Annotated in this window: 20 protein-coding genes and 1 other RNA gene; 7 read left to right on the top strand and 14 right to left on the bottom strand. The window is 54.6% G+C overall.

The window, feature by feature from the left end:
* Nucleotides 1–43: 43 nt before the first annotated feature.
* The 7 genes from AACQ95_RS20795 to rfbB all read right to left on the bottom strand — a co-directional run bounded on the left by AACQ95_RS20795 (nucleotide 44) and on the right by rfbB (nucleotide 7,242).
* The gene (locus AACQ95_RS20795; protein WP_241279721.1) at nucleotides 44–1,465 is read right to left on the bottom strand and encodes a glycosyltransferase; all 1,422 of its coding nucleotides are present in this window, start codon (nucleotides 1,463–1,465) and stop codon (nucleotides 44–46) included.
* Between the two features lie 17 nt (nucleotides 1,466–1,482).
* Nucleotides 1,483–2,730, bottom strand: coding sequence for an ABC transporter ATP-binding protein (locus tag AACQ95_RS20790; RefSeq protein WP_241279718.1), 1,248 nt, complete (start codon nucleotides 2,728–2,730; stop codon nucleotides 1,483–1,485).
* Between the two features lie 40 nt (nucleotides 2,731–2,770).
* A complete protein-coding gene (locus AACQ95_RS20785) occupies nucleotides 2,771–3,598 on the bottom strand; it encodes an ABC transporter permease (protein WP_241279716.1) in 828 nt (275 codons plus the stop codon).
* 71 nt (nucleotides 3,599–3,669) lie between these two features.
* Complete coding sequence (gene rfbC / locus AACQ95_RS20780; protein WP_241279715.1) at nucleotides 3,670–4,215, bottom strand: dTDP-4-dehydrorhamnose 3,5-epimerase; 546 nt, start codon at nucleotides 4,213–4,215, stop codon at nucleotides 3,670–3,672.
* A 62-nt stretch (nucleotides 4,216–4,277) separates the two neighbouring features.
* Nucleotides 4,278–5,156, bottom strand: coding sequence for a glucose-1-phosphate thymidylyltransferase RfbA (gene rfbA / locus AACQ95_RS20775; protein WP_241279713.1), 879 nt, complete (start codon nucleotides 5,154–5,156; stop codon nucleotides 4,278–4,280).
* A 113-nt stretch (nucleotides 5,157–5,269) separates the two neighbouring features.
* Nucleotides 5,270–6,157 (bottom strand): dTDP-4-dehydrorhamnose reductase, encoded by an 888-nt coding sequence (gene rfbD / locus AACQ95_RS20770; protein ID WP_241279711.1) that lies wholly within the window; start codon nucleotides 6,155–6,157, stop codon nucleotides 5,270–5,272.
* Nucleotides 6,157–7,242 (bottom strand): dTDP-glucose 4,6-dehydratase, encoded by a 1,086-nt coding sequence (gene rfbB, locus AACQ95_RS20765; RefSeq protein WP_241279708.1) that lies wholly within the window; start codon nucleotides 7,240–7,242, stop codon nucleotides 6,157–6,159. Before rfbB ends, rfbD begins: the two co-directional genes overlap by 1 nt.
* Before the next feature lie 506 nt (nucleotides 7,243–7,748).
* On the opposite strand from rfbB, the gene AACQ95_RS20760 reads away from it, so the two are divergent.
* Nucleotides 7,749–8,012, top strand: a complete 264-nt coding sequence (locus AACQ95_RS20760) for a hypothetical protein (RefSeq protein WP_241279706.1) — start codon at nucleotides 7,749–7,751, stop codon at nucleotides 8,010–8,012.
* A gap of 3 nt (nucleotides 8,013–8,015) precedes the next feature.
* Here the strand turns inward: AACQ95_RS20760 and AACQ95_RS20755 are convergent, their stop codons facing one another.
* From AACQ95_RS20755 to AACQ95_RS20745, 3 genes are read right to left on the bottom strand one after another with little or no spacing between them, the layout of a single operon-like run.
* Nucleotides 8,016–9,434: an efflux transporter outer membrane subunit gene (locus AACQ95_RS20755; protein ID WP_241279705.1), complete on the bottom strand. Its 1,419-nt coding sequence runs from the start codon at nucleotides 9,432–9,434 to the stop codon at nucleotides 8,016–8,018.
* Nucleotides 9,427–12,576 carry an efflux RND transporter permease subunit gene (locus AACQ95_RS20750; RefSeq protein WP_042870633.1) on the bottom strand — a complete coding sequence of 1,050 codons (3,150 nt, stop codon included), beginning with the start codon at nucleotides 12,574–12,576 and terminating at the stop codon, nucleotides 9,427–9,429. The genes AACQ95_RS20755 and AACQ95_RS20750 overlap by 8 nt, the downstream gene beginning before the upstream one ends.
* A 17-nt stretch (nucleotides 12,577–12,593) precedes the next feature.
* Nucleotides 12,594–13,775: an efflux RND transporter periplasmic adaptor subunit gene (locus AACQ95_RS20745; RefSeq protein WP_043134209.1), complete on the bottom strand. Its 1,182-nt coding sequence runs from the start codon at nucleotides 13,773–13,775 to the stop codon at nucleotides 12,594–12,596.
* Nucleotides 13,776–13,918: 143 nt separating this feature from the next.
* On the opposite strand from AACQ95_RS20745, the gene AACQ95_RS20740 reads away from it, so the two are divergent.
* The 3 genes from AACQ95_RS20740 (at nucleotide 13,919) to AACQ95_RS20730 (ending at nucleotide 16,770) form a co-directional block, all read left to right on the top strand.
* Complete coding sequence (locus AACQ95_RS20740; RefSeq protein ID WP_241279703.1) at nucleotides 13,919–14,560, top strand: TetR family transcriptional regulator; 642 nt, start codon at nucleotides 13,919–13,921, stop codon at nucleotides 14,558–14,560.
* Nucleotides 14,561–14,901: 341 nt separating this feature from the next.
* Nucleotides 14,902–15,474, top strand: coding sequence for a class I SAM-dependent methyltransferase (locus tag AACQ95_RS20735; RefSeq protein ID WP_435301923.1), 573 nt, complete (start codon nucleotides 14,902–14,904; stop codon nucleotides 15,472–15,474).
* Between the two features lie 117 nt (nucleotides 15,475–15,591).
* A complete protein-coding gene (locus AACQ95_RS20730) occupies nucleotides 15,592–16,770 on the top strand; it encodes a dicarboxylate/amino acid:cation symporter (protein WP_241279699.1) in 1,179 nt (392 codons plus the stop codon).
* A 66-nt stretch (nucleotides 16,771–16,836) separates the two neighbouring features.
* Here AACQ95_RS20730 and tesB read toward each other — a convergent pair whose 3' ends face one another.
* The 3 genes from tesB to AACQ95_RS20715 form a co-directional block, all read right to left on the bottom strand.
* On the bottom strand, nucleotides 16,837–17,700 hold the full coding sequence (gene tesB, locus AACQ95_RS20725; RefSeq protein WP_043134214.1) for an acyl-CoA thioesterase II: 864 nt from the start codon (nucleotides 17,698–17,700) through the stop codon (nucleotides 16,837–16,839).
* 172 nt (nucleotides 17,701–17,872) lie between these two features.
* Nucleotides 17,873–18,211: an RnfH family protein gene (locus AACQ95_RS20720; RefSeq protein WP_241279696.1), complete on the bottom strand. Its 339-nt coding sequence runs from the start codon at nucleotides 18,209–18,211 to the stop codon at nucleotides 17,873–17,875.
* Nucleotides 18,204–18,638, bottom strand: a complete 435-nt coding sequence (locus tag AACQ95_RS20715) for an SRPBCC family protein (protein WP_042873080.1) — start codon at nucleotides 18,636–18,638, stop codon at nucleotides 18,204–18,206. Before AACQ95_RS20715 ends, AACQ95_RS20720 begins: the two co-directional genes overlap by 8 nt.
* 157 nt (nucleotides 18,639–18,795) lie before the next feature.
* On the opposite strand from AACQ95_RS20715, the gene smpB reads away from it, so the two are divergent.
* The 3 genes from smpB (at nucleotide 18,796) to AACQ95_RS20700 (ending at nucleotide 21,147) form a co-directional block, all read left to right on the top strand.
* Nucleotides 18,796–19,284, top strand: coding sequence for an SsrA-binding protein SmpB (gene smpB, locus AACQ95_RS20710; RefSeq protein WP_042036966.1), 489 nt, complete (start codon nucleotides 18,796–18,798; stop codon nucleotides 19,282–19,284).
* 122 nt (nucleotides 19,285–19,406) lie between these two features.
* Nucleotides 19,407–19,766: a transfer-messenger RNA gene (gene ssrA / locus AACQ95_RS20705) on the top strand.
* Between the two features lie 172 nt (nucleotides 19,767–19,938).
* A complete protein-coding gene (locus tag AACQ95_RS20700) occupies nucleotides 19,939–21,147 on the top strand; it encodes an integrase domain-containing protein (protein ID WP_241279907.1) in 1,209 nt (402 codons plus the stop codon).
* Here AACQ95_RS20700 and AACQ95_RS20695 read toward each other — a convergent pair.
* Nucleotides 21,134–21,241 (bottom strand): IS3 family transposase (locus AACQ95_RS20695; protein ID WP_139703210.1); only part of this gene is annotated, 108 nt, incomplete at its 5' end. The two genes, AACQ95_RS20700 and AACQ95_RS20695, sit on opposite strands and share 14 nt — an antisense overlap.

Here is a 21,241-nt window from a genome sequence, read left to right as displayed (position 1 = left end):
ATTTTACCTAAATTTTCGACTCGGTGGATATAAACTTTTAAAATTAAGGATTATTGACGATTACAGAACTATCTATATCCCTTACAGACATTATATTTTGTAACTCCGCCTTTAATTTTGCAATATAAACCTCTTTGTCCTCTATATATTCACGTGCTTGTTTAAGTTGTTTTTTATAATCTTCAATTAAAACATCATTATTATTAATGGACATACTGTTAATTAATGGCAATAATTGCCGCTGTTGCAAACTAAGACTTTCATATTGTACATATATAACTTCAGATAACTTTAACAACAGGTGATTACTATTAAATAACTCAAAGTAATCATTTGATTTTTTCAAGTTAACAAATAAATCAACCAATAAAATATCTTCTGTAATATTGGCTTTCGTCAACTCATTTATGAAAGTCCCCCATACGTTAGCTTCATTTGCATATTTATATATATAGCACCTGTTATATTTTAAATTTCCTTCATGAAAGGTAGTGTTTAAGTCACTACGCATTTCCTCAGCAGATATGTTATTTAACCCCCGTCCAGAATAATTTTCCCTTCTTGCATGTAAAAGCAAAGTAGTCTGTACTGCACCTTTCACTCCATCATAGCCAACTAAAAATGCAGGTTTGCCAGAAGCACAAGCCTCTAAAATAACTCTCCCCATACCAGCGACACCCGAATATTTGTGAATGTTGCTCTTTATATCTAAACTTGCAGGTTTGAGTTCTACAAAATCTGATAATGATAACTCGTTTAGCTTTAACATTAAGTCGACTTTGTATGGTCCATCCCCTATAACAGTGAGCCCCGTAATACCGATTGACTTTGCCTTTATAGCAAAATCTATCAAACCAGTAGATTTTTCTTCATCTAATCTACTAATAAAAACCCACTGACCATATAGAGATAACTTTTGAGTAGCATTCTCTGAAGGTATAAAACTGTGTATATCTACGGCATTTCTGCAAATCAATAATTTCTCTTTTTTCAAAAGACTTAATGGTAATAAGTCTCGCGTTTCCTCCGAAACACATATTATTTTTTCTGCAGATGGCAGTATAATATACTTAAATAAAAGTATATATATGTAACCAAAATAGTTTGGTATTGATGCGGGGCCATGTAGACTTATTACATGCATCTTCTTTTCTAACTTAGCAGCAACCCCCCCTATAATATGTGATATAAAAGGATGTGTATGTACCACATCTATTTCCCATTCTGATATACAGCGCCTAACATTTTCAATTATTTTTATGAATTCATATGAATTTAATTTATTACTTAACTCACCTAAATGCTCTACGTCTTTGAAGCCACTATTAGTAATATAATTACGGTCACCATCACCAACAGCTAGATATAATTCATGCCCTAAAGATGAGAGATGATTTACATAACCGATAATTTGGCTTTCCAAGCCTCCTAATATAAATTTATCTGTAATAATCAATATTTTCATATAAGTAACACCTACAATTAGCTATTGATAGTCACCTCTGTATCTAAAGATGCAATGCCACTACTTTTTAACTCTGGTTGTACAACTTTAAATATCAACGCATCCGTTCTCCTATCAAGATAGGACATTTCTAAATTCAGCAATTTTTCCGCTATTGCAAATGTCACAAAATATGTCCCTGGACATAAGTCAACTTTTATATTAAAAGTAACTTTATATTTTTCACCCGGTTGTGCTTTAGTAATATTCTTACTATGATACATCGTACTGGTACCAAAGACACTGACCCCCTCTACAGTTCGAATTAAGATGCCGACCTGAATTTCATTAATCGGTGTTAGCACCTCAAAAAAAACATCAAAAAACACTCTATTACCAGTATAGAAAAATTCTTTTACTTGTCCACTGAGGTCCTTTATTGAAAAATCTCTTATATATGCAGCTGATACAACTTTAAGCTCTGAAGGACAAGAGTCATTAATATGCTCTTGCTGTATTACTTTATCCTCAGAATAGGATTCTAATTTTCCATATTCGGAACTGTTGGATTGGTTCAAAAACCTTAAATAAGTACTTTCATCTGAATAGAGCAATGCATGGTATTGATCTATTATATCTTTCGTCTGCCCAATACCATGAACAACGCCTTTATGTAACAATATTGCTCTTTGACAGAATTTTTCTATAGTTGCGGTCGAATGAGTCACAAGCAATATGCTACAACCATTGAGACGTAGCCTTTCTATATAGTCATAACATTTTCTCTGGAACTTCTCATCTCCGACAGCAAGGGCTTCATCAACTATCAGTATTTCTGGTTCAATGCATGCTTGAACAGCAAAGGCAAGTCTGACAGCCATACCACTTGAATACGTCTTTACTGGTTGCTCTAGATGTTCCCCTATATCAGCAAACTCTATTATTTCGGGCAGTTTACGTTCCATTTTTTCACGGGAGATACCTAATATTGAGCCATTTAAATATATATTTTCTCGCCCTGAAAACTCCGGATTAAAGCCAGATCCTAATTCTAAAAGCGCAGCAACAATACCGTTGGTTTGCACATGCCCTAAAGAGGGTTGCAGTGTCCCGGTTATTATTTGCAGCAGTGTGCTTTTACCACTTCCATTTCGTCCTAAAATCCCAACAGTTTCTCCTTTTTGGAGCTCAAATGAAACATCTTTTAATGCCCAAAACTCATTATAGTATTTTTTCCCCGAACGAGAAAAGATCTGCTTCAGCCGATCTTTCGGATTGGTATACATCTCATAACATTTTGAGATACTTGAAACAACTATGGATGGATTATATGACATCAGCAAAACCGTCTCTTGTTTTTTTAAACCAAAAATATCCTAAGTAAAACAGAAATAGTGAAAAACACAGCCATCCAAACCATGCGATCCAGTCAATGCCAACCCCAACAATCATCAGGGCCCTTACCTGCTCAACAATAAATGTCAATGGATTCATCTTCATAACAAATTGATAGTCAATAGGTAAAGATGATACAGGATAAAAAATTGGAGACAAAAACATCATCATTGTTGTGATTAATACAACCACTTGGCCTATATCTCTCAGATACGTCCCTAGTGAGGCTAGAAAAAATGAAATACCCAATGTAATGAATATCAAGGGAACTATTGCGATAGGAACCAATAATATTGACGGGTTTACATACCCAAATACCATAACATAAAACGTAATCCAAACCACCAAGCTTGCACAAAAATTAAACAAAGATGATAACAACACTACTGGTGGTAAAAGTTCTAATGGGAATATAACTTTCTTGACAAAGTTAGCATTGGAGACTATTAGCCCAGGAGCTCGATTTACACATTCTGAAAAAAGGTTATAAACAATAAGTCCGGAAAATAATACTAGAGCAAACTCTGTCTTTGAATCACTCCCCCCAGGCCACCTGGCCTTAAAAACAACACTAAATACGAAGGTATATACAGCTAACATCACAATAGGAGTTATTAATGACCAGAGAATACCTATAATTGACCCTTGGTACTTAGAAAACACATCCCTTTTTGCTAAATTAAAAAAAAGCTCTCTGTATTTATATATAATATGAAAGAAATCAAATAAATTATAATTTTCTTTTTTCCTATTATTCATAACTCTTATCAAACTCCACTATAGGAAATATATTGTCGCATTTTTCACTTACTGAAAACATTTTAACACCTTTATTGACTATTGTAATAAATTGGATTGGCATCCTTTTCTGACATTATATAAGAACTAACATTCTTCAGTTCAGGCCAGCTAATAGAAATTTTTTCATCACACCAACTTACTATACGCTCTGATTGAGATGAATAATAATTAGTGACCTTATAAAGCACCTCGGCTATTTCGCTCATTGTAAGAAAGCCATGTGCAAATCCTTCTGGGATCCATAGCTGTCGTTTGTTATCAGCTGATAGAGTAACGCCAACCCATTGCCCAAAGGTCGACGAGCTTTTGCGAATATCTACCGCTACATCAAACACTTCACCCACAACACAGCGAACCAGCTTACCCTGAGCATGGGGAGGCAACTGATAGTGCAAGCCACGTAATACCCCTTTTGAAGACTTAGAGTGATTATCCTGCACGAAAGTCACCAGATATCCTACCGCCTCTTCAAATAGTTTATGATTGAAACTTTCAAAGAAAAAACCACGCTCGTCGCCAAATACATTTGGCTCAAAGATAAGCACGTCAGGAATAGCGGTCTTGATTACATTCATCTGTGTATCCACACCAAATTCAATCTTGATTAGGGGAGCATATTCCCTCCCCCCATATAACATCAGGCTTTGGCAACCATTCTTAACAAATATTGCCCATATGCATTCTTTGCCAACGGTGCGGCAAGTTCACGGACCTGGTCGGCATTGATAAACTTCTGGCGATAGGCAATCTCTTCTGGACACGCGACTTTCAACCCCTGACGTGTCTCAATAGTCTGAATAAAGTTACTCGCTTCAATCATGCTTTCATGGGTGCCGGTATCAAGCCAGGCATAACCACGGCCCATCATCGCCACCGACAGATTGCCTTGCTCCAGGTAGATACGGTTCACATCGGTGATTTCCAGTTCACCACGCGGCGACGGCTTCAGGCCCTTGGCGATCTCCACCACGCTGTTGTCGTAGAAATAGAGGCCCGTCACTGCATAATTGCTCTTGGGCTCCAACGGCTTCTCCTCCAGTGAAATAGCGATGCCCTGCTTATCAAATTCCACCACCCCATAACGCTCAGGGTTATTCACGTGATAGGCAAAGACGGTGGCGCCGCTCTCTTTGGCCGCAGCCGCCTCCAGCTGTTTCTGCAAATCGTGACCGTAGAATATGTTGTCACCCAGCACCAGCGCACAAGGGTCTGAACCGATGAACTCTTCACCCAGAATAAAGGCTTGTGCCAACCCGTCCGGGCTTGGCTGTACTTTATATTGCAGGTTCAGGCCCCACTGACTGCCATCACCCAGCAATTGCTCAAAGCGGGGGGTATCTTGCGGCGTGCTGATGATCAAAATATCGCGAATACCGGCCAGCATCTGGGTGCTCAACGGGTAGTAGATCATCGGCTTGTCATAGATGGGCAGCAGCTGCTTGCTCACCGCCATGGTGACCGGATAGAGACGGGTGCCAGAGCCACCGGCCAGAATAATACCTTTACGTTTGGTCATGATGCTTGTTTCTTACTTTTTAAACTTCAAAAGAAAAGGGTAGCTTGAGGCCACAACTTTCTGTTTTATCCCTGCCAGCCAGGGATGCATTGAATACATCCCTGGCCAGTGATTTACTTGCCCAAGATCTCGGTCAACATCCGCTCTACACCGATCGTCCAGTCCGGCAGCACCAGATCGAAGGTGCGCTGGAATTTGCTGGTATCAAGGCGGGAGTTATGGGGGCGTTTGGCCGGAGTCGGGAAGGCGCTGGTCGGCACCGCATTGAGTTGCGTAACCGCCAGTTCAACGCCGGCCTCTCTGGCTTTGGTAAACACCAGCTGGGCGTAGTCAAACCAGGTGGTAGTCCCAGAGGCGATCAGATGGTATAGCCCGGCAACTTCAGGTTTGTGCTGCGCTACACGGATCGCATGGGCCGTGCAATCGGCCAGCAACTCGGCACCGGTCGGGGCGCCGAACTGGTCATTGATGATTGACATCTCGCTACGCTCTGTGCCAAAACGCAACATGGTCTTGGCAAAGTTTGCCCCACGGGCGGCGTAGACCCAGCTGGTGCGGAAGATCAGGTGACGAGAGCAGAGGGCTGCGCCTTGTTCCCCTGCCAGCTTGGTTTCGCCGTAGACGTTGAGCGGGGCGGTCTGATCGCTCTCGACCCAGGGGCGTTCGCCGCTACCGTCGAATACGTAGTCGGTCGAGTAGTGCACCAGCCAGGCGCCCAAGGCTTCCGCCTCATTAGCGATCGACGCCACGCTGGTAGCGTTGAGCAGTTCGGCAAACTCCCGCTCGCTCTCCGCCTTGTCGACTGCCGTATGGGCAGCCGCATTGACAATCACATCCGGCTTGACCAGCCGTACCGTTTCAGCCACGCCCGCCGGATTGCTGAAATCGCCACAATAGTCCGCAGAATCAAAATCGACGGCAGTAATATGCCCTAGCGGAGCCAGTGCACGCTGCAGCTCCCAACCTACTTGGCCATTTTTACCAAACAGCAGGATATGCATCAGGCACGTTCCCCGTAGTTCAGTTCAATCCAGGATTGGTAAGCACCACTCTTGACGTTGTTCACCCACTGCTGGTTATCCAGATACCACTGCACTGTCTTGCGAATGCCCGACTCGAAAGTCTCTTGCGGTTGCCAGTTCAGCTCGACGCTCATCTTGCTGGCGTCGATGGCATAGCGGCGATCATGGCCGGGGCGATCCGCCACATAGGTGATTTGATCGCGGTAAGAACCAGCCTTGGGCACCATATCATCGAGCAAATCGCAGATGGTGTAGACCACATCCAGATTCTGCTTCTCGTTGTGACCGCCAATGTTGTAGGTCTCCCCCACCACACCAGTGGTCACCACCTTGTAGAGCGCGCGAGCATGGTCTTCCACATAGAGCCAGTCGCGGATTTGATCGCCCTTGCCATACACCGGCAGCGGCTTGCCATCCAGCGCATTCAGGATCACCAGCGGGATCAACTTTTCGGGGAAATGATAAGGGCCGTAGTTATTGGAGCAGTTGGTGACCATGGTCGGCAGACCGTAAGTACGGCGCCAGGCGCGCACCAGATGGTCGCTGGAAGCCTTGGAAGCAGAATAGGGGCTGCTGGGGGCGTAAGGAGTGGTTTCGGTAAACAGCGGCAGCGCCTCACCTGCGCTCACCTCATCCAGATGGGGCAGGTCGCCATACACCTCGTCGGTGGAGATATGGTGGAAACGGAAGGCCGCCTTGCGGACCTCATCCAGATCGTTCCAGTAAGCGCGGGCGGCTTCCAGCAACACATAGGTGCCGACGATATTGGTCTCGATGAAATCAGCGGGCCCTGTGATAGAGCGATCGACGTGGCTTTCTGCCGCTAGGTGCATCACGGCATCCGGTTGATGCAGGGCAAACACCCGGTCCAGTTCACCACGGTTGCAGATATCCACCTGTTCAAAGGCATAGCGAGTACTGGTTGCCACGTCGGCCAGCGATTCCAGGTTACCTGCATAAGTGAGTTTATCGAGGTTGATGACTGAATCCTGGGTATGCCCAATGATGTGACGAACAACCGCCGACCCGATAAAGCCAGCGCCACCAGTGACAAGAGTTTTCATAGGCATGCCATTGAAATTAATAGAAAAGTTATTTTTTAGATAAAAATAATTAAAATGGCGGAAACATTGAGATTGAATGTCGCTGACAAGCAGATATCTCACTCTAATCAGGAGAACCACATTAGCTACCGCCCCTGAGTTACAGCCCCCAGTTTGCTGCTTTTAACCAGATTGTGTCTGCTGTTGGCCATGATGCCCTCCAGCGTGGGATAAGTCTGCCACCGTCCCTGATGACAAGATCTCGACTTGTTTTACAAATTCAATCTGGCGGTCTTGCCAGAAGCAGCCATGCAATATCACAGTACCACAAAGGCAAAGTCTGGATTCTAGCGCCTTTCCCGGCAGCTTGAACAGTCAAAACAACACTCCTAAAAGTGTCGGATCTGCCATCTGTTCATTAATCCACCAGGGTAAAACCTGGCAGGAAATGTCCTGCTTCAGCCTACAGATCGGATTCATAAGTTACCCACCTTAGCCTTGGTCCCATCAATACTGAAGTAAAAGGTGTGGCAAACAGAACGTTAGCACTAATTCAGGTCATGATGTCGATCCGCACCTCGGTGGTTTATGGCAAGTGTGCCATCGTTTTTACAGTAACGACTACAGGTCCATTTACCTTGCTTGCCGGCGTTCCTGCCCACTCGGCACTTGGCAGCGGCAACACCCGCACGACGTATTATGTCATCAAGGTTTCATATGTGTATGAAAACAAACAGGGCGAACCGGATGGTTCGCCCTGTGGCTATACGATAACGCAAGCTGGGAGGTGATGGCTACTGCTGCTGAACACTCGCCGTCGCGCTCGCCCCGGGGGCTTGCCAACCACCACCCACGGCCTTGTAAAGCGCCACCTGGTTGGTCAGCTGGGCCAGACGGGTGCTGATCAGCCCCTGCTTGGCACTGAACAACGAACGCTGGGCATCGAGCCGGGTCAGATAGCTGTCCACACCTTGCTCATAGCGGAACTCCGCCAGCTTGAAGTAGGTCTGGTTGGCCTCGACCAGTGCCTGCTGCGCCTGCAACTGCTGCTGGTAATCAGCCTGGGTGCCGAGCGTATCCGCAACCTCCTTGAAGGCGGTCTGGATGCTCTTCTCATAGCTGGCCACCGCCTGCCTGGTGCTCACCTCGGCCACATCGAGATCGGCAATACGCTTGCCGCCATCGAAGATGGGCAGGTTGATCTGGGGGATAAACGACCAGGTCCCGGTCCCGCCATCAAACAGGCCACTCAGCTGATTGCTGGCAGTGCCCGCCGTCGCGGTCAGCGAGATGGTCGGGAAGAAGGCCGCGCGCGCCGCACCTATATTGGCATTGGCCGCCTTCAGACTGTGCTCGGCGGCCAGAATATCCGGGCGCTGCTGCAGCAGGCTGGAAGGTGCGCCGACCGGGATGGCCGCCAGTTGCACCTCGGCCAGGGTCGCTGGCTGACCGTCCAGTGCCGGTACCTGGCTGCCAAGCAGCAGGGCCAGACCGTTGCGATCCTGCTTCACCTGGCGCTGGTACTGGGCCAGGCTGACCCGGGCACTCTCCAGCGCGGTACGCCCCTGCGCCAGCTCCATCTCTGAGGCCACGCCCAGGCGATACTTGTGCTCGGTCAGGCCATAGCTCTCTTGCTCGGTCGACAGGGTTGCCTCGCTCAGCGCCAGCAACTCCTGATCCGCCAGCAGGGTGAGATAGGCGTTGGCCACCGAGGCGACCAGCGCAATCTGGGTGCTGCGCTGGGTCTCGATCTGACCAAGATAGGTCTCCAGCGCCTGATCCTTCAGGCTCTGGATCCGGCCGAACAGGTCCAGCTCATAGGCTGTGATGCCGATGTTGGCATCGTACTGGCTGCTGATAGTCCCCTGCCCCGTGCTGCTGAGATCGTCCGATCCCTGCTGGCGGGTGCCTGAGCCATTCGCCGCCAGGGTCGGCAGCTGGGCCGCCCGCTGGATGCGGTATCTGGCCTCATAGGCCTCGACGTTGAGGGCCGCGATACGCAGATCCCGGTTGTTCTCCAGCGCAGTGGCGATCAGTTTCTGCAGGGCAGGATCAAGGAACTGCTGCTGCCAGGGGGAGGCAACCGCCTCCCCTTCCGCCTGATTGCTCTGCCAGGAGGCGCCTTGCGGCAGCGCGGGTCTTTGATAGTCAGGGGCCATGGAACAGCCCCCCAGCAGCAGTGTCACGCTCAAGGCGACGATCGTCTTAGTCATGATGAGTCTCCTTGGCAAGGGCGGCCCGCTCTTCCCGTGTACTGTGTTTGGTGAAGTAGCGCGTCACCAGCACGAAGAACAGCGGCACGAAGAAGATGGCCAGCACGGTCGCGCTGATCATGCCTCCCATCACACCGGTACCTATGGCGTTGCGGCTGCTGGCACCCGCGCCCGAGCTGATGGCCAGCGGCAGCACGCCGAGGATGAAGGCGAGCGAGGTCATCAGGATCGGACGCAACCGCAACCGGGCTGCCTCCACCACGGCTTCGCTGACACCCATCCCCTTGTCATACAGCTCCTTGGCAAATTCGACGATCAGGATCGCGTTCTTGGCCGACAGCCCTATGGTGGTGAGCAAGCCCACCTGGAAGTAGACGTCGTTCTCCAGCCCGCGCATGGTCGCCGCCAGAATGGCGCCCAACACCCCGAGCGGCACTACCAGCATCACCGAGAAGGGAATGCTCCAGCTCTCGTACAGGGCAGCCAGACAGAGGAATACCACCAGCAGGGAGATGGCGTACAAGGCTGGCGCCTGGGAGCCCGCCTGGCGCTCCTGCAGGGAGAGACCTGTCCACTCGATGCCGATGCCTTCCGGCAGCTGTTTCACCATCTGCTCTATGGCCGCCATGGCATCACCGGTACTCTTGCCGGGCGCCGCTTCACCCACTATCTCCATGGCGGAGACACCGTTGTAGCGCTCCAGACGGGGCGAGCCAAAGCTCCACTCCGTGCTGGCAAAGGCGGAGAAGGGCACCATCTGGCCCGCGCTGTTGCGCACATACCAGAGCTTGAGATCTTCCGGGTTCATCCGGAACGGCGCATCCGCCTGCAGGTAGACCTTCTTGACCCGACCGCGATCGACGAAGTCGTTCACGTAGGAAGAGCCCCAGGCCGCCGCCAGCGTGTTGTTGATGTCGCTGATGGAGAGCCCCTGCGCCAGCGCCTTCTCGTAGTCAATCTTGACGTCGAGCTGCGGTGTGTCTTCCATCCCGTTCGGGCGCACCCGCACCAGGTTGGGATCCTGCGCCGCCATGCCGAGCAGCTGGTTGCGCGCCGCCATCAGCTTCTCGTGCCCCAGCCCGCCGCGATCCTGCAGGTAGAAGTCAAAACCGGTGGCCGTCCCGAGCTCAGGAATGGGAGGCAGGTTGAAGGCAAACACCTGGGCTTCCTTGATGCTGAACAGATAGCCCATGGCGCGGCCTATGATGGCATTGGCACTGCGCTCCGGCGTGTCGCGCTCTTTCCAGTCTTTCAGCTTGATAAACGCCATGCCGCTATTCTGACCGCTACCGGCGAAGCTGAAGCCCGCCACCGTCAGCACGGCCTCGACGTTATCCTTCTCGTTCTTCAGGAAGTAGTCGCGCATGTCCGCCAGCACCACCTCGGTTCGCTGCTTGGTAGCACCGACCGGCAGTTGCACCATGGACATGATGACCCCCTGATCCTCTTCCGGCAGGAAGGAGGTGGGCATGCGCATGAACAGGATGGCCAGCACCGCAAGCATGGCGGCATAAATGATACCGTAACGCACCCCCTGCTTGACCACCTTGCGCACGCCGTTCTGGTAACGGTTGGCTCCGGCATCGAAGGCCCGGTTGAACCAGCCGAAGAAGCCGCGCTGGGCACCGAACTCGCCGTGCTTGATCGGCTTGAGCAGGGTGGCACAGAGCGCCGGGGTCAGGATCAGCGCCACCAGCACCGACAGCACCATGGCCGAGACTATGGTCAGGGAGAACTGGCGATAAATGGCACCCGTCGAGCCGCCGAAGAAGGCCATCGGCACGAACACGGCGGACAGCACCAGGGCGATACCCACCAGGGCACCCGTGATCTGGGTCATGGACTTGCGGGTCGCTTCCAGCGGGGAGAGATCCTCCTCGCTCATCAGCCGCTCCACGTTCTCCACCACGACGATGGCATCATCCACCAGCAGGCCTATGGCCAGCACCAGACCGAACATGGTCAGGGTGTTGATGGAGAAACCGAACGCCGACATGACGCCGAAGGTCCCCAGCAGCACCACGGGCACGGCTATGGTCGGGATCAGGGTGGCGCGGAAGTTCTGCAGGAACAGATACATGACGCAGAACACCAGGAAGATCGCCTCGATCAGGGTCTGCGCCACCTCCTCGATGGAGATCTTCACGAACGGCGTGGTGTCGTACGGATAGACGATTTCCATGTTGGCCGGGAAATAGGCGGAGAGCTCATCCAGCTTGCCGCGGATCTTCTCGGCGGTATCCAGCGCGTTGGCACCGGTCGCCAGCTTGATGGCGACAGCCGCGGTGGACTGGCCGTTATAGAGCGCATCGGCGTCGTAGTTTTCGCCCGCCAGCTCAACCCGGGCTACATCCTGCAGCCGTACCTTGGAGCCGTCCTGATTCACCCGCAGCAAGATATTGTTGAACTCGGCCACGCTGGAGAGACGGGTCTGCCCCATGATGGTGGCGGTGAACTGCTGATCGGTCACGGAAGGCGTGCCGCCCAGCTTGCCGAACGCCACCTGGGCATTCTGCGCCTTGATGGCGGTCTGCACATCAATCGGGGTCATCTGTACCCGGTTGAGCTTGTTGGGATCGAGCCAGACCCGCATGGAGTACTGGCTGCCGAACAAGGTGATGTCCCCGACCCCGTCCAGACGGCTCAGCGGCTCCTTGATGTTGGCCACCACGTAGTCGGCCAGGTCATCGTTGTTCATGGAGCCATCGCTGGAGATGAAGGCCGCCACCATCAGGAAGCTGCTGGAGGTCTTCTGAACCCGGATCCCCTGCTGTTGTACTTCCTGCGGCAGCAACGACATCGCCTGCTGCAGCTTGTTCTGCACCTGTACCTGGGCGATATCGGGATCGGTACCGGCCTGGAAGGTGAGGGTCACCGACACATTGCCGGACGAATCAGACTGGGAAGACATGTAGAGCAGGTGATCCAGCCCCGTCATGTTCTGCTCGATGATCTGGGTCACCGAGTCTTCCACCGTCTTGGCGGAGGCGCCCGGATAGCTGGCGGAGATGCCGACGGCGGGTGGCGCTATGCTGGGATACTGGGCGATCGGCAGGCCTATGATGGCCAGGCTCCCCGCCAGCATGATCACCAGGGCGATCACCCAGGCGAAAATGGGTCTGTCTATGAAAAATCGTGCCATGAGGCGACTACTCCATCCTACTTGTTGGCCGGGGTCTGGGCAGACAGCTCGGTGGCAGCCTGTTCAGTGGGCGCCACGACAACCCCGGGTTTTACCTTTTGCAGACCGGCGACGATCACCCGCTCGCCCGTCTTGAGACCGGATTCCACCACCCAGTCACTGCCGACGATGCGGCTCAACTGCACTTCCCGCAGCTCGACCTTGTTGTCCGCGGTCACCACCATGACGGTGGCACCGCCTTTCGGGGTGCGGGTCACGGCGGTTTGCGGCACCAGCAGCCCCTCGGCCCGCTCGCCCTCTTGCAGGGTGGCGCGCATGAACATGCCGGGCAGCAGCAGCTGGTGAGGGTTGGGGACTATCACCCGCAGGGTCACCATGCCGGTGGTCTCATCCACGGTCACGTCGGAGAACTGCAACGAGCCCTCTTCGCTGTAGCTGCTGCCATCTTCCAGCTGGAAGCGCACCTTGGCGCCATCCTGCTGGCCCTGGGTCAGCTTGCCGGCGGCGACCTGACGCTTGAGGCGCAGCAGATCGGCGGTGGACTGACGCACATCCACATACATGGGGTCGAGCTGCTGGATGGAGGTGAGGCTGTCGGCCTGCTGGGCCGTCACCAGGGCACCCTCGGTCACCGCAGACTTGCCGATGCGACCGCTGATGGGGGCCGTGATGCGGGTATAGGCCAGATTGATGTTGGCGCTCTGCACGGCGGCCTTGGCGGCCCCTATCTCGGCCAGCTGCTGCTTCCAGGCGGCGTCGGCATCGTCGTACTCCTGGCTGCTGATGGCCTTCACTTTCACCAGCTCGGCATAACGCTTGGCCTTGAGGCGGGCGCTCTGCTCGTTGGCCTGCGCCTTGGCCAGATTGGCCTTGGCACTGGCCACGCTGGCCTGATAGACGGCGGGGTCTATCTGGTACAGCAGTTGGCCGGCCTTGACGTCGCTGCCTTCCGTAAAGAGGCGCTTGAGAATGATGCCGCTCACCTGGGGACGCACCTCGGCGACCCGCAGCGGGGCACTGCGGCCGGTCAGCTCCGAGGTGAGCTGCAACGGCATTGTGTGCAGGGTGACGACATCCACGGCGGCGGGTGGCATCTCACCCGGCCCTTGCTGGGCACTGCCCTGTTCGCCACAAGCTGTCAGCAGACCGCTTGCCAGCAGGGCAAGGCCGACCGAACGTGCGAGAATATGTTTATGCATGAAGAACCTGAGCCTCTGTCAATCAATGAATAACCACAGGTTTTGTATGACCCTGTTGGTAAAATCGGAAAGATGAGGCAATATACATACATTCATAAATGTATGTAAGTGACTTTTTTTACTTTTACAAGGCGCAGATGTCGATGGCCAGAAGAACCAAAGAAGAGGCGCAGCAGACCCGCTGCCACATCATGAGTACGGCCCTGAATCTGTTCTGTTCGCAAGGATTGGCCAAGACCAGCCTGACCGATATTGCCAGGGCCGCCGATCTGACCCGTGGCGCCATCTATTGGCACTTCAAGAACAAGGAGGAGCTGTTCGTCTCCCTGTGGGAGGAGCTGTGTCAACCGCTCTCCCATCAGCTCGACGCCTGTGTCGCCGAACAGGAGCCGGACCCCCTCGGCAAGCTGCGCAGCTTCCTCAAGGAGGTGCTGGTGAAGATCAGCACCAATCCTGCCCACCAGCAGATGTTCACCATCATGTTCAATCTCGAGTCGCTGGAAGGGGAAGCCATCTCGCTGCGCGAGCACATGCGCAGCCAGTCCGCCAACTTCTTCCGGGATCTGGAGACCACCCTGGCCAATGCGGTGCGCCTCGGCCAACTGCCCCAGGGACTGGATCTGCAGCGGGCCGCCACCCTGCTGCACTGCACCCTGGATGGCTACATCATCAACTGGCTGCACTTCCCGGAGCGCATCGATCTGACCCGGGAGGCCGACTTCCTGCTCGACAGCCTGTTTGCCCTGATAGCCCTGCCAACCGGCCCGGCCGCCCGCCGCACCTGATAGCCGAGGGCCAGCCCGCCGCTGGCCCCGCTCCTTGCTCCTGCACGCCACCACAGAACCGCTCTCCTGCCTGGCAGTACAGATTCACGGCACGACGCTTTGGTAGCCCGTCGCCAAATTTGCTAGAGTAGCGCCCCCGAAAGAAGGTGCCTGCCATGTCCATATCTCCACTGCCCGACCACGATGCCTCTCCCAGTCAACCATCTGCATCGCCACAGCCCAGTCATGATGCCTCCATCAGTCAATCATCTGCATCGCCGCTGCCCGGTCACAATGCCTCCCCCAGTCTGCCATCTGTGGCGGATGCCGACACCCTGTCTGCCCGTCAGCGCTTTCTGATATTGCTGGCAAGCGGGGCCCATCTGCTGGAGGCGGGCTGCGGAGCGGGCGAGGATCTGCTCTTTTTCCGGCAACAAGGCCTCATGGTCACCGCCTTTGATGCCAGCCTGGCCCAGGCCAGGCTCGCCTCGCGCCGCAGCGGCCAACCGGTGCGGGTCTGCCGCCTCGAGCAGATGCACAGCGCCTTGCCCTTTGACGGCATCTGGGCCAGCGGCTCGCTGCCCTGCCTGGCCGAGGGAGAGCTTGCCCCCGCCCTGATGCATCTCGCCGGCCTGCTCAAACCCCGGGCACCGCTCTACTGCTCCTTCCCTTATGGCGAGGGCGAGCACAGCTGCGCCGTGGCCTCCTCACAAGACGAATATCCGCTGCAGACCCGGCTCGATGAGGCCCGCCTGCAACAACTGATCGCCCCCCTGCCGTTTGCCCTGCATCAGAGCTGGTGCAGCGAGGATGCCGTGCACGGCCGCTGGCTGCATGCCCTGCTGATCCGACTCCCCGAGCTCGCTCCCACCCTGCATCAATATCGCCGCCGTCGCTTCAAGGGACCCATTCCCCGTGATCCATCATCCAGATAACAATATTTAACTCGGAGTTAACCAGGTGATGGCAGACAAGATGCGGCGTTTGTGTTAAAAAGCGGCATTAAAATCAAAATTAAATAACAAATCAGACACTAACACCTGGATTTACTTATGAAACTTGTCCTCAAACTGGTTGCCGGCATCCTGGCCGGTCTCTTGCTCGGTCTCTACGCCCCCGAATGGGTCGCACGCGTGCTGTTTACGGCCAAGACAGTCATAGGTCAGCTGATCACCTTCACCATTCCGCTCATCATCCTGTTCTTCATCATGAGCGGCATCGCCAGCCTGCCGAAGAACTCCGGCAAGCTGCTGGGCAAGACGGTCGCCCTCTCCTACTGCTCCACCATACTGGCGGGCCTGTTCGCCTTTGCCGTGGCCAGCAACCTGATCCCGCGCCTGACCACAGCCGCCGAGCCCACGGCCGCCGCCGCCATCAAGCTCACTTCCTACGTCAATCTGGAGATACCGCCGCTGTTCGGGGTCATGTCGGCCCTGGCCGCCGCCTTCGTGTTCGGCATCGGCATCAGCGCCACCCAGGCCACAGATCTGCGCCGGGTCGCCGATCAGGGCCGCGACATCATAGACCGCCTGCTGGCCAAGGTGATCATCCCGCTGCTGCCCTTCTACATCGCCGGCGTCTTCGTCGAGATGACGGTCGAGGGCACCGTCTTCGCCACCCTGAAGACCTTCGGCGTGGTGCTGGTGATGGCCATCGTCATGCACTGGCTCTGGCTCTCCGTGCTGTTCGTCGGCACCGGGCTGGCGCTGGGTCGCTCACCCGTCATGCTCATCAAGAACATGCTGCCCGCCTACTTCACCGCCCTCGGCACCATGTCCAGCGCCGCCACCATCCCGGTCGCCCTGCAGGCCAGCAAGAACAACGGCGTGAGCGACGGCATCGCCAACTTCACCGTGCCGCTGTGTGCCACCATTCACCTGTGTGGCTCCACCATCACCCTGGTGACCTGTGCCACCGCGGTGATGTTCCTCTCCGAGCACCTGGCCATTCCGGGACTGGACACCATGCTGCCCTTCATCATGATGCTGGGCGTCATCATGATAGCCGCGCCGGGTGCCCCGGGTGGCGGCGTCATGTCCGCCCTGGGCCTGCTCACCTCCATGCTCGGCTTCGGTGAGGCCTCCATCGCCCTGATGATCGCCCTCTACCTGGCGCAGGACAGCTTCGGCACCGCCTGCAACGTCACAGGTGACGGCGTCATCGCCCTGTGGGCCGACCGCTTCGCCCAGCGCGGCGAGACTGCGCTCGGCGCCGAGCAGGACGCAGCCTGATACGGCAAGCAAGCACATAAAAAAAGGGAGCCAGTGGCTCCCTTTTTTTATGGCTGGCATCCGAGGTCAACCGCGCCGGCGGATCACCCCCTCCTGCGCCGTGCTCGCCACCAGCACACCCTCGCGGGTGAAGAACTGGCCGCGCACCAGACCACGACCTGCGCTGGCGCTCGGGCTGTCCACCACGTAGAGCAGCCAGTCATCCAACCGGAAGTCCCGGTGGAACCACATGGAGTGATCTATGGTGGCCACCTGCATGTCCGGCTCCCAGTACGAGACGCCATGGGGCTGCAGGGCGGTAAACAGGAAGTGGAAATCGGAGGCATAGGCCAGCAGGTACTTGTGGACCCGCTGATCGTCCGGCATCTGGCCGTTGGCCCTGAACCAGACGTGGCGCAGCGGCTCGTGCACATCCGGGCGGATCGGATCGACCAGGGTCACGGGGCGAATTTCGATGGGCTTCTCGCACATGATCTTGTCGCGCAGGGCGGACGGGATCTGCTGCTCGTAGGGGCGCACCAGCTCCAGCTCGCTCTTGAGCTGCTCGGGCGGGGTGATCCCCGCCGGCATGGCGATCTGATGCTCGAACCCCTCGGCCTCGACCTGGAAGGAGGCGTTGAGATAGAAGATGGGCTTGCCGCCCTGAATGGCCTTGACCCGGCGGGTGGAGACGGTCTGGCCGTCACGGATATTCTCCACGTCGTAGATGATGGGACGATTGGCATCACCGGGGCGCAGGAAGTAGGAGTGGAAACTGTGCACCTGACGATCGGCGGCCACCGTCTGTTTGGCGGCTGACAAGGCCTGCCCCATTACCTGTCCGCCAAACACGGCCCGCAGACCGAGATCCTGGCTCTGGCCCCGAAACAGGCCCTCCTCGATTTTCTCGAGCGCCAGCAGTGCCAGCAGCTCATCAAGTACCTTGCTCATTATTATCTCCTGTATCAGTGCCGCAAAGGCTAACAAGCCCGCTCTGGCAGAGCAACCTTGCCCCTCCCCCGCAGTGGATCCGCCGGGTGGTTTAATTCAGCAAGGTGATGAAAAAGGCGCCAAGGCGCCTTTTTCATGCCAGAGTGCGGCATCAGGCCGGCTCTGTGTCCCCTCACTTGCGGTTGGCATTGGGCCGGCCGCCGGTCACCACATCGGCACGCCCCTCCTCCTTGGCCTTCTCGGCCCGCTTCTTGCGCATCTCTTTCGGATCGGCGATGAGCGGGCGATAGATCTCGATGCGATCCCCGTCCTGCAGCAGTTCAGTCCCCTTGACCGGCCGGCTGTAGATGCCGAACTTGTTGACCGACAGATCGATCTCCGGGTGCTTCTGCACTATGCCGGACTGCTCGATGGCTGCCAGCACGCTGGTGGCGGGAGCAACCCGGATGCGCAGCACAGTCTGGCGCTCGGGCAGGGCATACACGACTTCGATATTGAGCAGATCAGACACCGTACACCACCTTGGCGCGGTTGGAGAAGGCGAGCACCATGGAGCCCACCAGATCGCGGAAAATCTGGCCAAACGCCAGCTCGATCAGCTTGGAGGTGAACTCGAAATCGAGGTCGAATTCGACCTTGCAGGCATCCACATCCAGCGGCGTAAAGGTCCACCAGCCGGCCAGCTTGCTGAAGGGCCCCTCCACCAGCTCCATCTTGATCTGCCGGTTGGCATCGAGCAGGTTGCGGGTGGTAAACGTCTTGGCAATCCCCGCCTTGGCCACATCGACCGAGGCAGTCATATAGTCATCGCCTGTCTCATGGACACGGCTGCCGACACAACCGGGCAGAAACTCCGGATAAGCGTGAACATCATTGACCAGCCTGAACATTTGTTCTGCGCTGAACATCACCAGGGCACTGCGAGTAATACGGGGCATGGGCTTTCCTCATCCAATCGGGCCGATTTTATCACCTTGTCAGCCAAGATCATCCCCAAAACCGCTCACAAAGCCGCCACTCGAGCAGTTGCGCGTTTTACAGCCGCCGCCACCCACGTATAATGCGCCTTCCTAATCATTGCCAAAGGCGCCCGTCATGAGCAAAAAGAACAGTAAAAACAAAGCCGGGTCCAGCACCATTGCACTCAACAGAACCGCCCGTCACGAGTACTTCATCGAAGAGCGCGTGGAAGCCGGTCTGTCCCTGCAAGGGTGGGAAGTCAAATCCCTGCGGGCGGGCAAGGCCAACATCAGCGAAGCCTATGTCATCTTCTTGCAGGGCGAAGCCTTCCTGTTCGGCTCCACTTTCCTGCCACTGAACGCCGCCTCCAGCCACGTGGTGTGTGATCCGACCCGCACCCGCAAGCTCCTGCTGAGCCGCCGTGAACTCGACAAGCTGGAGAGCCTGACCGCCCGTCAGGGTTACACCATAGTGCCGCTGGCACTCTACTGGAAAGAGTGCTGGGTCAAGGTCGAGATCGGTCTGGTCAAAGGCAAGAAAGAGCACGACAAACGGGAAGACACCAAGGCCCGCGAATGGGATCGGGAGAAAGCCCGCATCATGAAGAACAAGCATCGCGGCTGATTGTGCGCCGCATGCAGCCGTGCGGCGTCCAATAAACCAGCAATCGACCGGCCAAGGCCGGTCGATTGCCATCAACGCCTTGCCATGACAGGATTTTTGCGTACAATCGGCTTTGACAACTTGGGGCTGATTCTGGATTCGACAAGATTCACGAAACCCAAGGTGCATGCCGAGGTGCGGTAGGCCTCGTTAACAAACCGCAAAAAAATAGTCGCAAACGACGAAAACTACGCACTCGCAGCTTAATAACCTGCGCTGAGCCCTTCTACCCTAGCTTGCCTGTGTCCTAGGGAATCGGAAGGTCATCCTTCACAGGATCGTGTGGAAGTCCTGCTCGGGGCGGAAGCATTAAAACCAATCGAGCTAGTCAATTCGTGGCGTGTCTCTCCGCAGCGGGTTGGCGAATGTAAAGAGTGACTAAGCATGTAGTACCGAGGATGTAGTAATTTTGGACGGGGGTTCAAATCCCCCCAGCTCCACCAAACAATGTTCCGGCCGGGAACGAAGAAGTACAGAAACCCGCAAGATTCAACGTCTTGCGGGTTTTTTGTTGTCCGTAGCAATCCGAGATAGTCGCCAAAATCCAGCTTGTTTAGTACCATCAGATGTACCACAAGGCTGTGGTACTAATTTTTGGTGGTACAAATGGACGTTATGGATAGAAAGCCACGCAGAACAGGATCAGACTGGCTGTCCCCCACAACAGTGAAGGATGCCAAGGCCAACGACGATGGCAAGGAGTACACCTTGTCAGACGGCCAGGGGCTCGAGCTGAGAGTCAAGTCAAAGGACAAGAAACGGTGGGTGTTCAAGTACCAAAGCCCTGCCGACAAAAAACGCACCAATATAGGCTTTGGCACTTATCCAGAAGTCACGCTGGCCATAGCTAGAGAGCGACGTAGGGAGGCTCGCGCCCTGCTTGCCCAAGGGATTGATCCCAAGGCTCACAAAGAAGAACAGGCAACCATTGCCCAAGCAGAGCATGAGGCCAGCCAGAGCACCTTCGAGCGCATGGCCGCCAAGTGGCTGGATCTCAAACGCCATAGCGTGAGCGAGGAATATGCTACAGATTCGTGGCGATCCCTTGAGATGTATGTGCTGCCATTCATCGGCTCCATGCCCATCGATAAAATCCGCGCCCCCAAGGTGATCGAGTTACTGCGTCCATTGGAGGCAGACGGCAAGCATGAGACCGTTCGCCGCCTCTGCCAGCGAATAAACGAGATTCTGGACTACAGCGTGAATCACGGATTGCTCGCGGCCAACCCTTGCTCGGCCATTCGCAAAGTGTTCAGGAAGCCCACCAAGAAACACATGCCCACCCTCAAGCCAGATGAGTTGCCTTTGTTGATGGCAGACATTGCCAACGGTCGTTTGGAACACACCACCCGCTGCCTGATTGAATGGAGCCTACACACCCTGGTGCGCCCCGGTGAATCAGCGGGTACTCGTTGGGATGAAATCGATCTGGAAGACAAGGTGTGGAAGATCCCAGCAGATCGCATGAAGATGGATCGCCCCCACAGTATCCCACTCACCCCGCAAGCTATCTCCCTGTTGGAGCGTATGAAACCGATTAGCGGTCACCGTCCCTTTGTGTTCCCTGGCCGCCGCGATCCCCTGAGTCATATCAACGATCAAACCGCCAATGCAGCCTTGAAACGGCTTGGCTATGGTGGGCGACTGGTGGCCCATGGCTTGCGCTCGCTGGGGAGTACCACTCTCAATGAGCAGGGCTTCAACCCTGATGCCATCGAGGCGGCGTTATCCCACGCCGACGAGAACGAGATCCGCCGCGCTTACAACCGCTCGGACTACTTCGAGCAGCGGGTGAATCGCCCCGGCTTCTCTAGACACTTTTGAGCCGTTCGAAATATTGCTTTTCACACTCTACTGGCGATAGCCCATTGTTGAAACTGTGCCGGCGCTTGGGGTTGTAAAACATTTCAATGTAATC

The sequence above is a fragment of the Aeromonas sp. MR19 genome (assembly GCF_963899305.1).
GTDB lineage: Bacteria > Pseudomonadota > Gammaproteobacteria > Enterobacterales > Aeromonadaceae > Aeromonas > Aeromonas bestiarum.
This window is presented reverse-complemented; position numbering and strand designations above follow the sequence as displayed.

What these genes read in the sequence shown, in the direction of transcription:
- smpB (WP_042036966.1), top strand. Translation starts at nt 18,796, where the DNA reads ATGAGCAAAAAGAACAGTAAAAACAAAGCCGGGTCCAGCACCATTGCA.
- AACQ95_RS20785 (WP_241279716.1), bottom strand. Translation starts at nt 3,598, where the DNA reads ATGAATAATAGGAAAAAAGAAAATTATAATTTATTTGATTTCTTTCAT.
- AACQ95_RS20795 (WP_241279721.1), bottom strand. Translation starts at nt 1,465, where the DNA reads ATGAAAATATTGATTATTACAGATAAATTTATATTAGGAGGCTTGGAA.
- AACQ95_RS20700 (WP_241279907.1), top strand. Translation starts at nt 19,939, where the DNA reads ATGGATAGAAAGCCACGCAGAACAGGATCAGACTGGCTGTCCCCCACA.
- rfbD (WP_241279711.1), bottom strand. Translation starts at nt 6,157, where the DNA reads ATGCATATCCTGCTGTTTGGTAAAAATGGCCAAGTAGGTTGGGAGCTG.
- AACQ95_RS20740 (WP_241279703.1), top strand. Translation starts at nt 13,919, where the DNA reads ATGGCCAGAAGAACCAAAGAAGAGGCGCAGCAGACCCGCTGCCACATC.
- AACQ95_RS20715 (WP_042873080.1), bottom strand. Translation starts at nt 18,638, where the DNA reads ATGCCCCGTATTACTCGCAGTGCCCTGGTGATGTTCAGCGCAGAACAA.
- AACQ95_RS20730 (WP_241279699.1), top strand. Translation starts at nt 15,592, where the DNA reads ATGAAACTTGTCCTCAAACTGGTTGCCGGCATCCTGGCCGGTCTCTTG.
- AACQ95_RS20790 (WP_241279718.1), bottom strand. Translation starts at nt 2,730, where the DNA reads ATGTATACCAATCCGAAAGATCGGCTGAAGCAGATCTTTTCTCGTTCG.
- rfbC (WP_241279715.1), bottom strand. Translation starts at nt 4,215, where the DNA reads ATGAATGTAATCAAGACCGCTATTCCTGACGTGCTTATCTTTGAGCCA.
- AACQ95_RS20755 (WP_241279705.1), bottom strand. Translation starts at nt 9,434, where the DNA reads ATGACTAAGACGATCGTCGCCTTGAGCGTGACACTGCTGCTGGGGGGC.
- rfbB (WP_241279708.1), bottom strand. Translation starts at nt 7,242, where the DNA reads ATGAAAACTCTTGTCACTGGTGGCGCTGGCTTTATCGGGTCGGCGGTT.
- AACQ95_RS20745 (WP_043134209.1), bottom strand. Translation starts at nt 13,775, where the DNA reads ATGCATAAACATATTCTCGCACGTTCGGTCGGCCTTGCCCTGCTGGCA.
- AACQ95_RS20750 (WP_042870633.1), bottom strand. Translation starts at nt 12,576, where the DNA reads ATGGCACGATTTTTCATAGACAGACCCATTTTCGCCTGGGTGATCGCC.
- tesB (WP_043134214.1), bottom strand. Translation starts at nt 17,700, where the DNA reads ATGAGCAAGGTACTTGATGAGCTGCTGGCACTGCTGGCGCTCGAGAAA.
- rfbA (WP_241279713.1), bottom strand. Translation starts at nt 5,156, where the DNA reads ATGACCAAACGTAAAGGTATTATTCTGGCCGGTGGCTCTGGCACCCGT.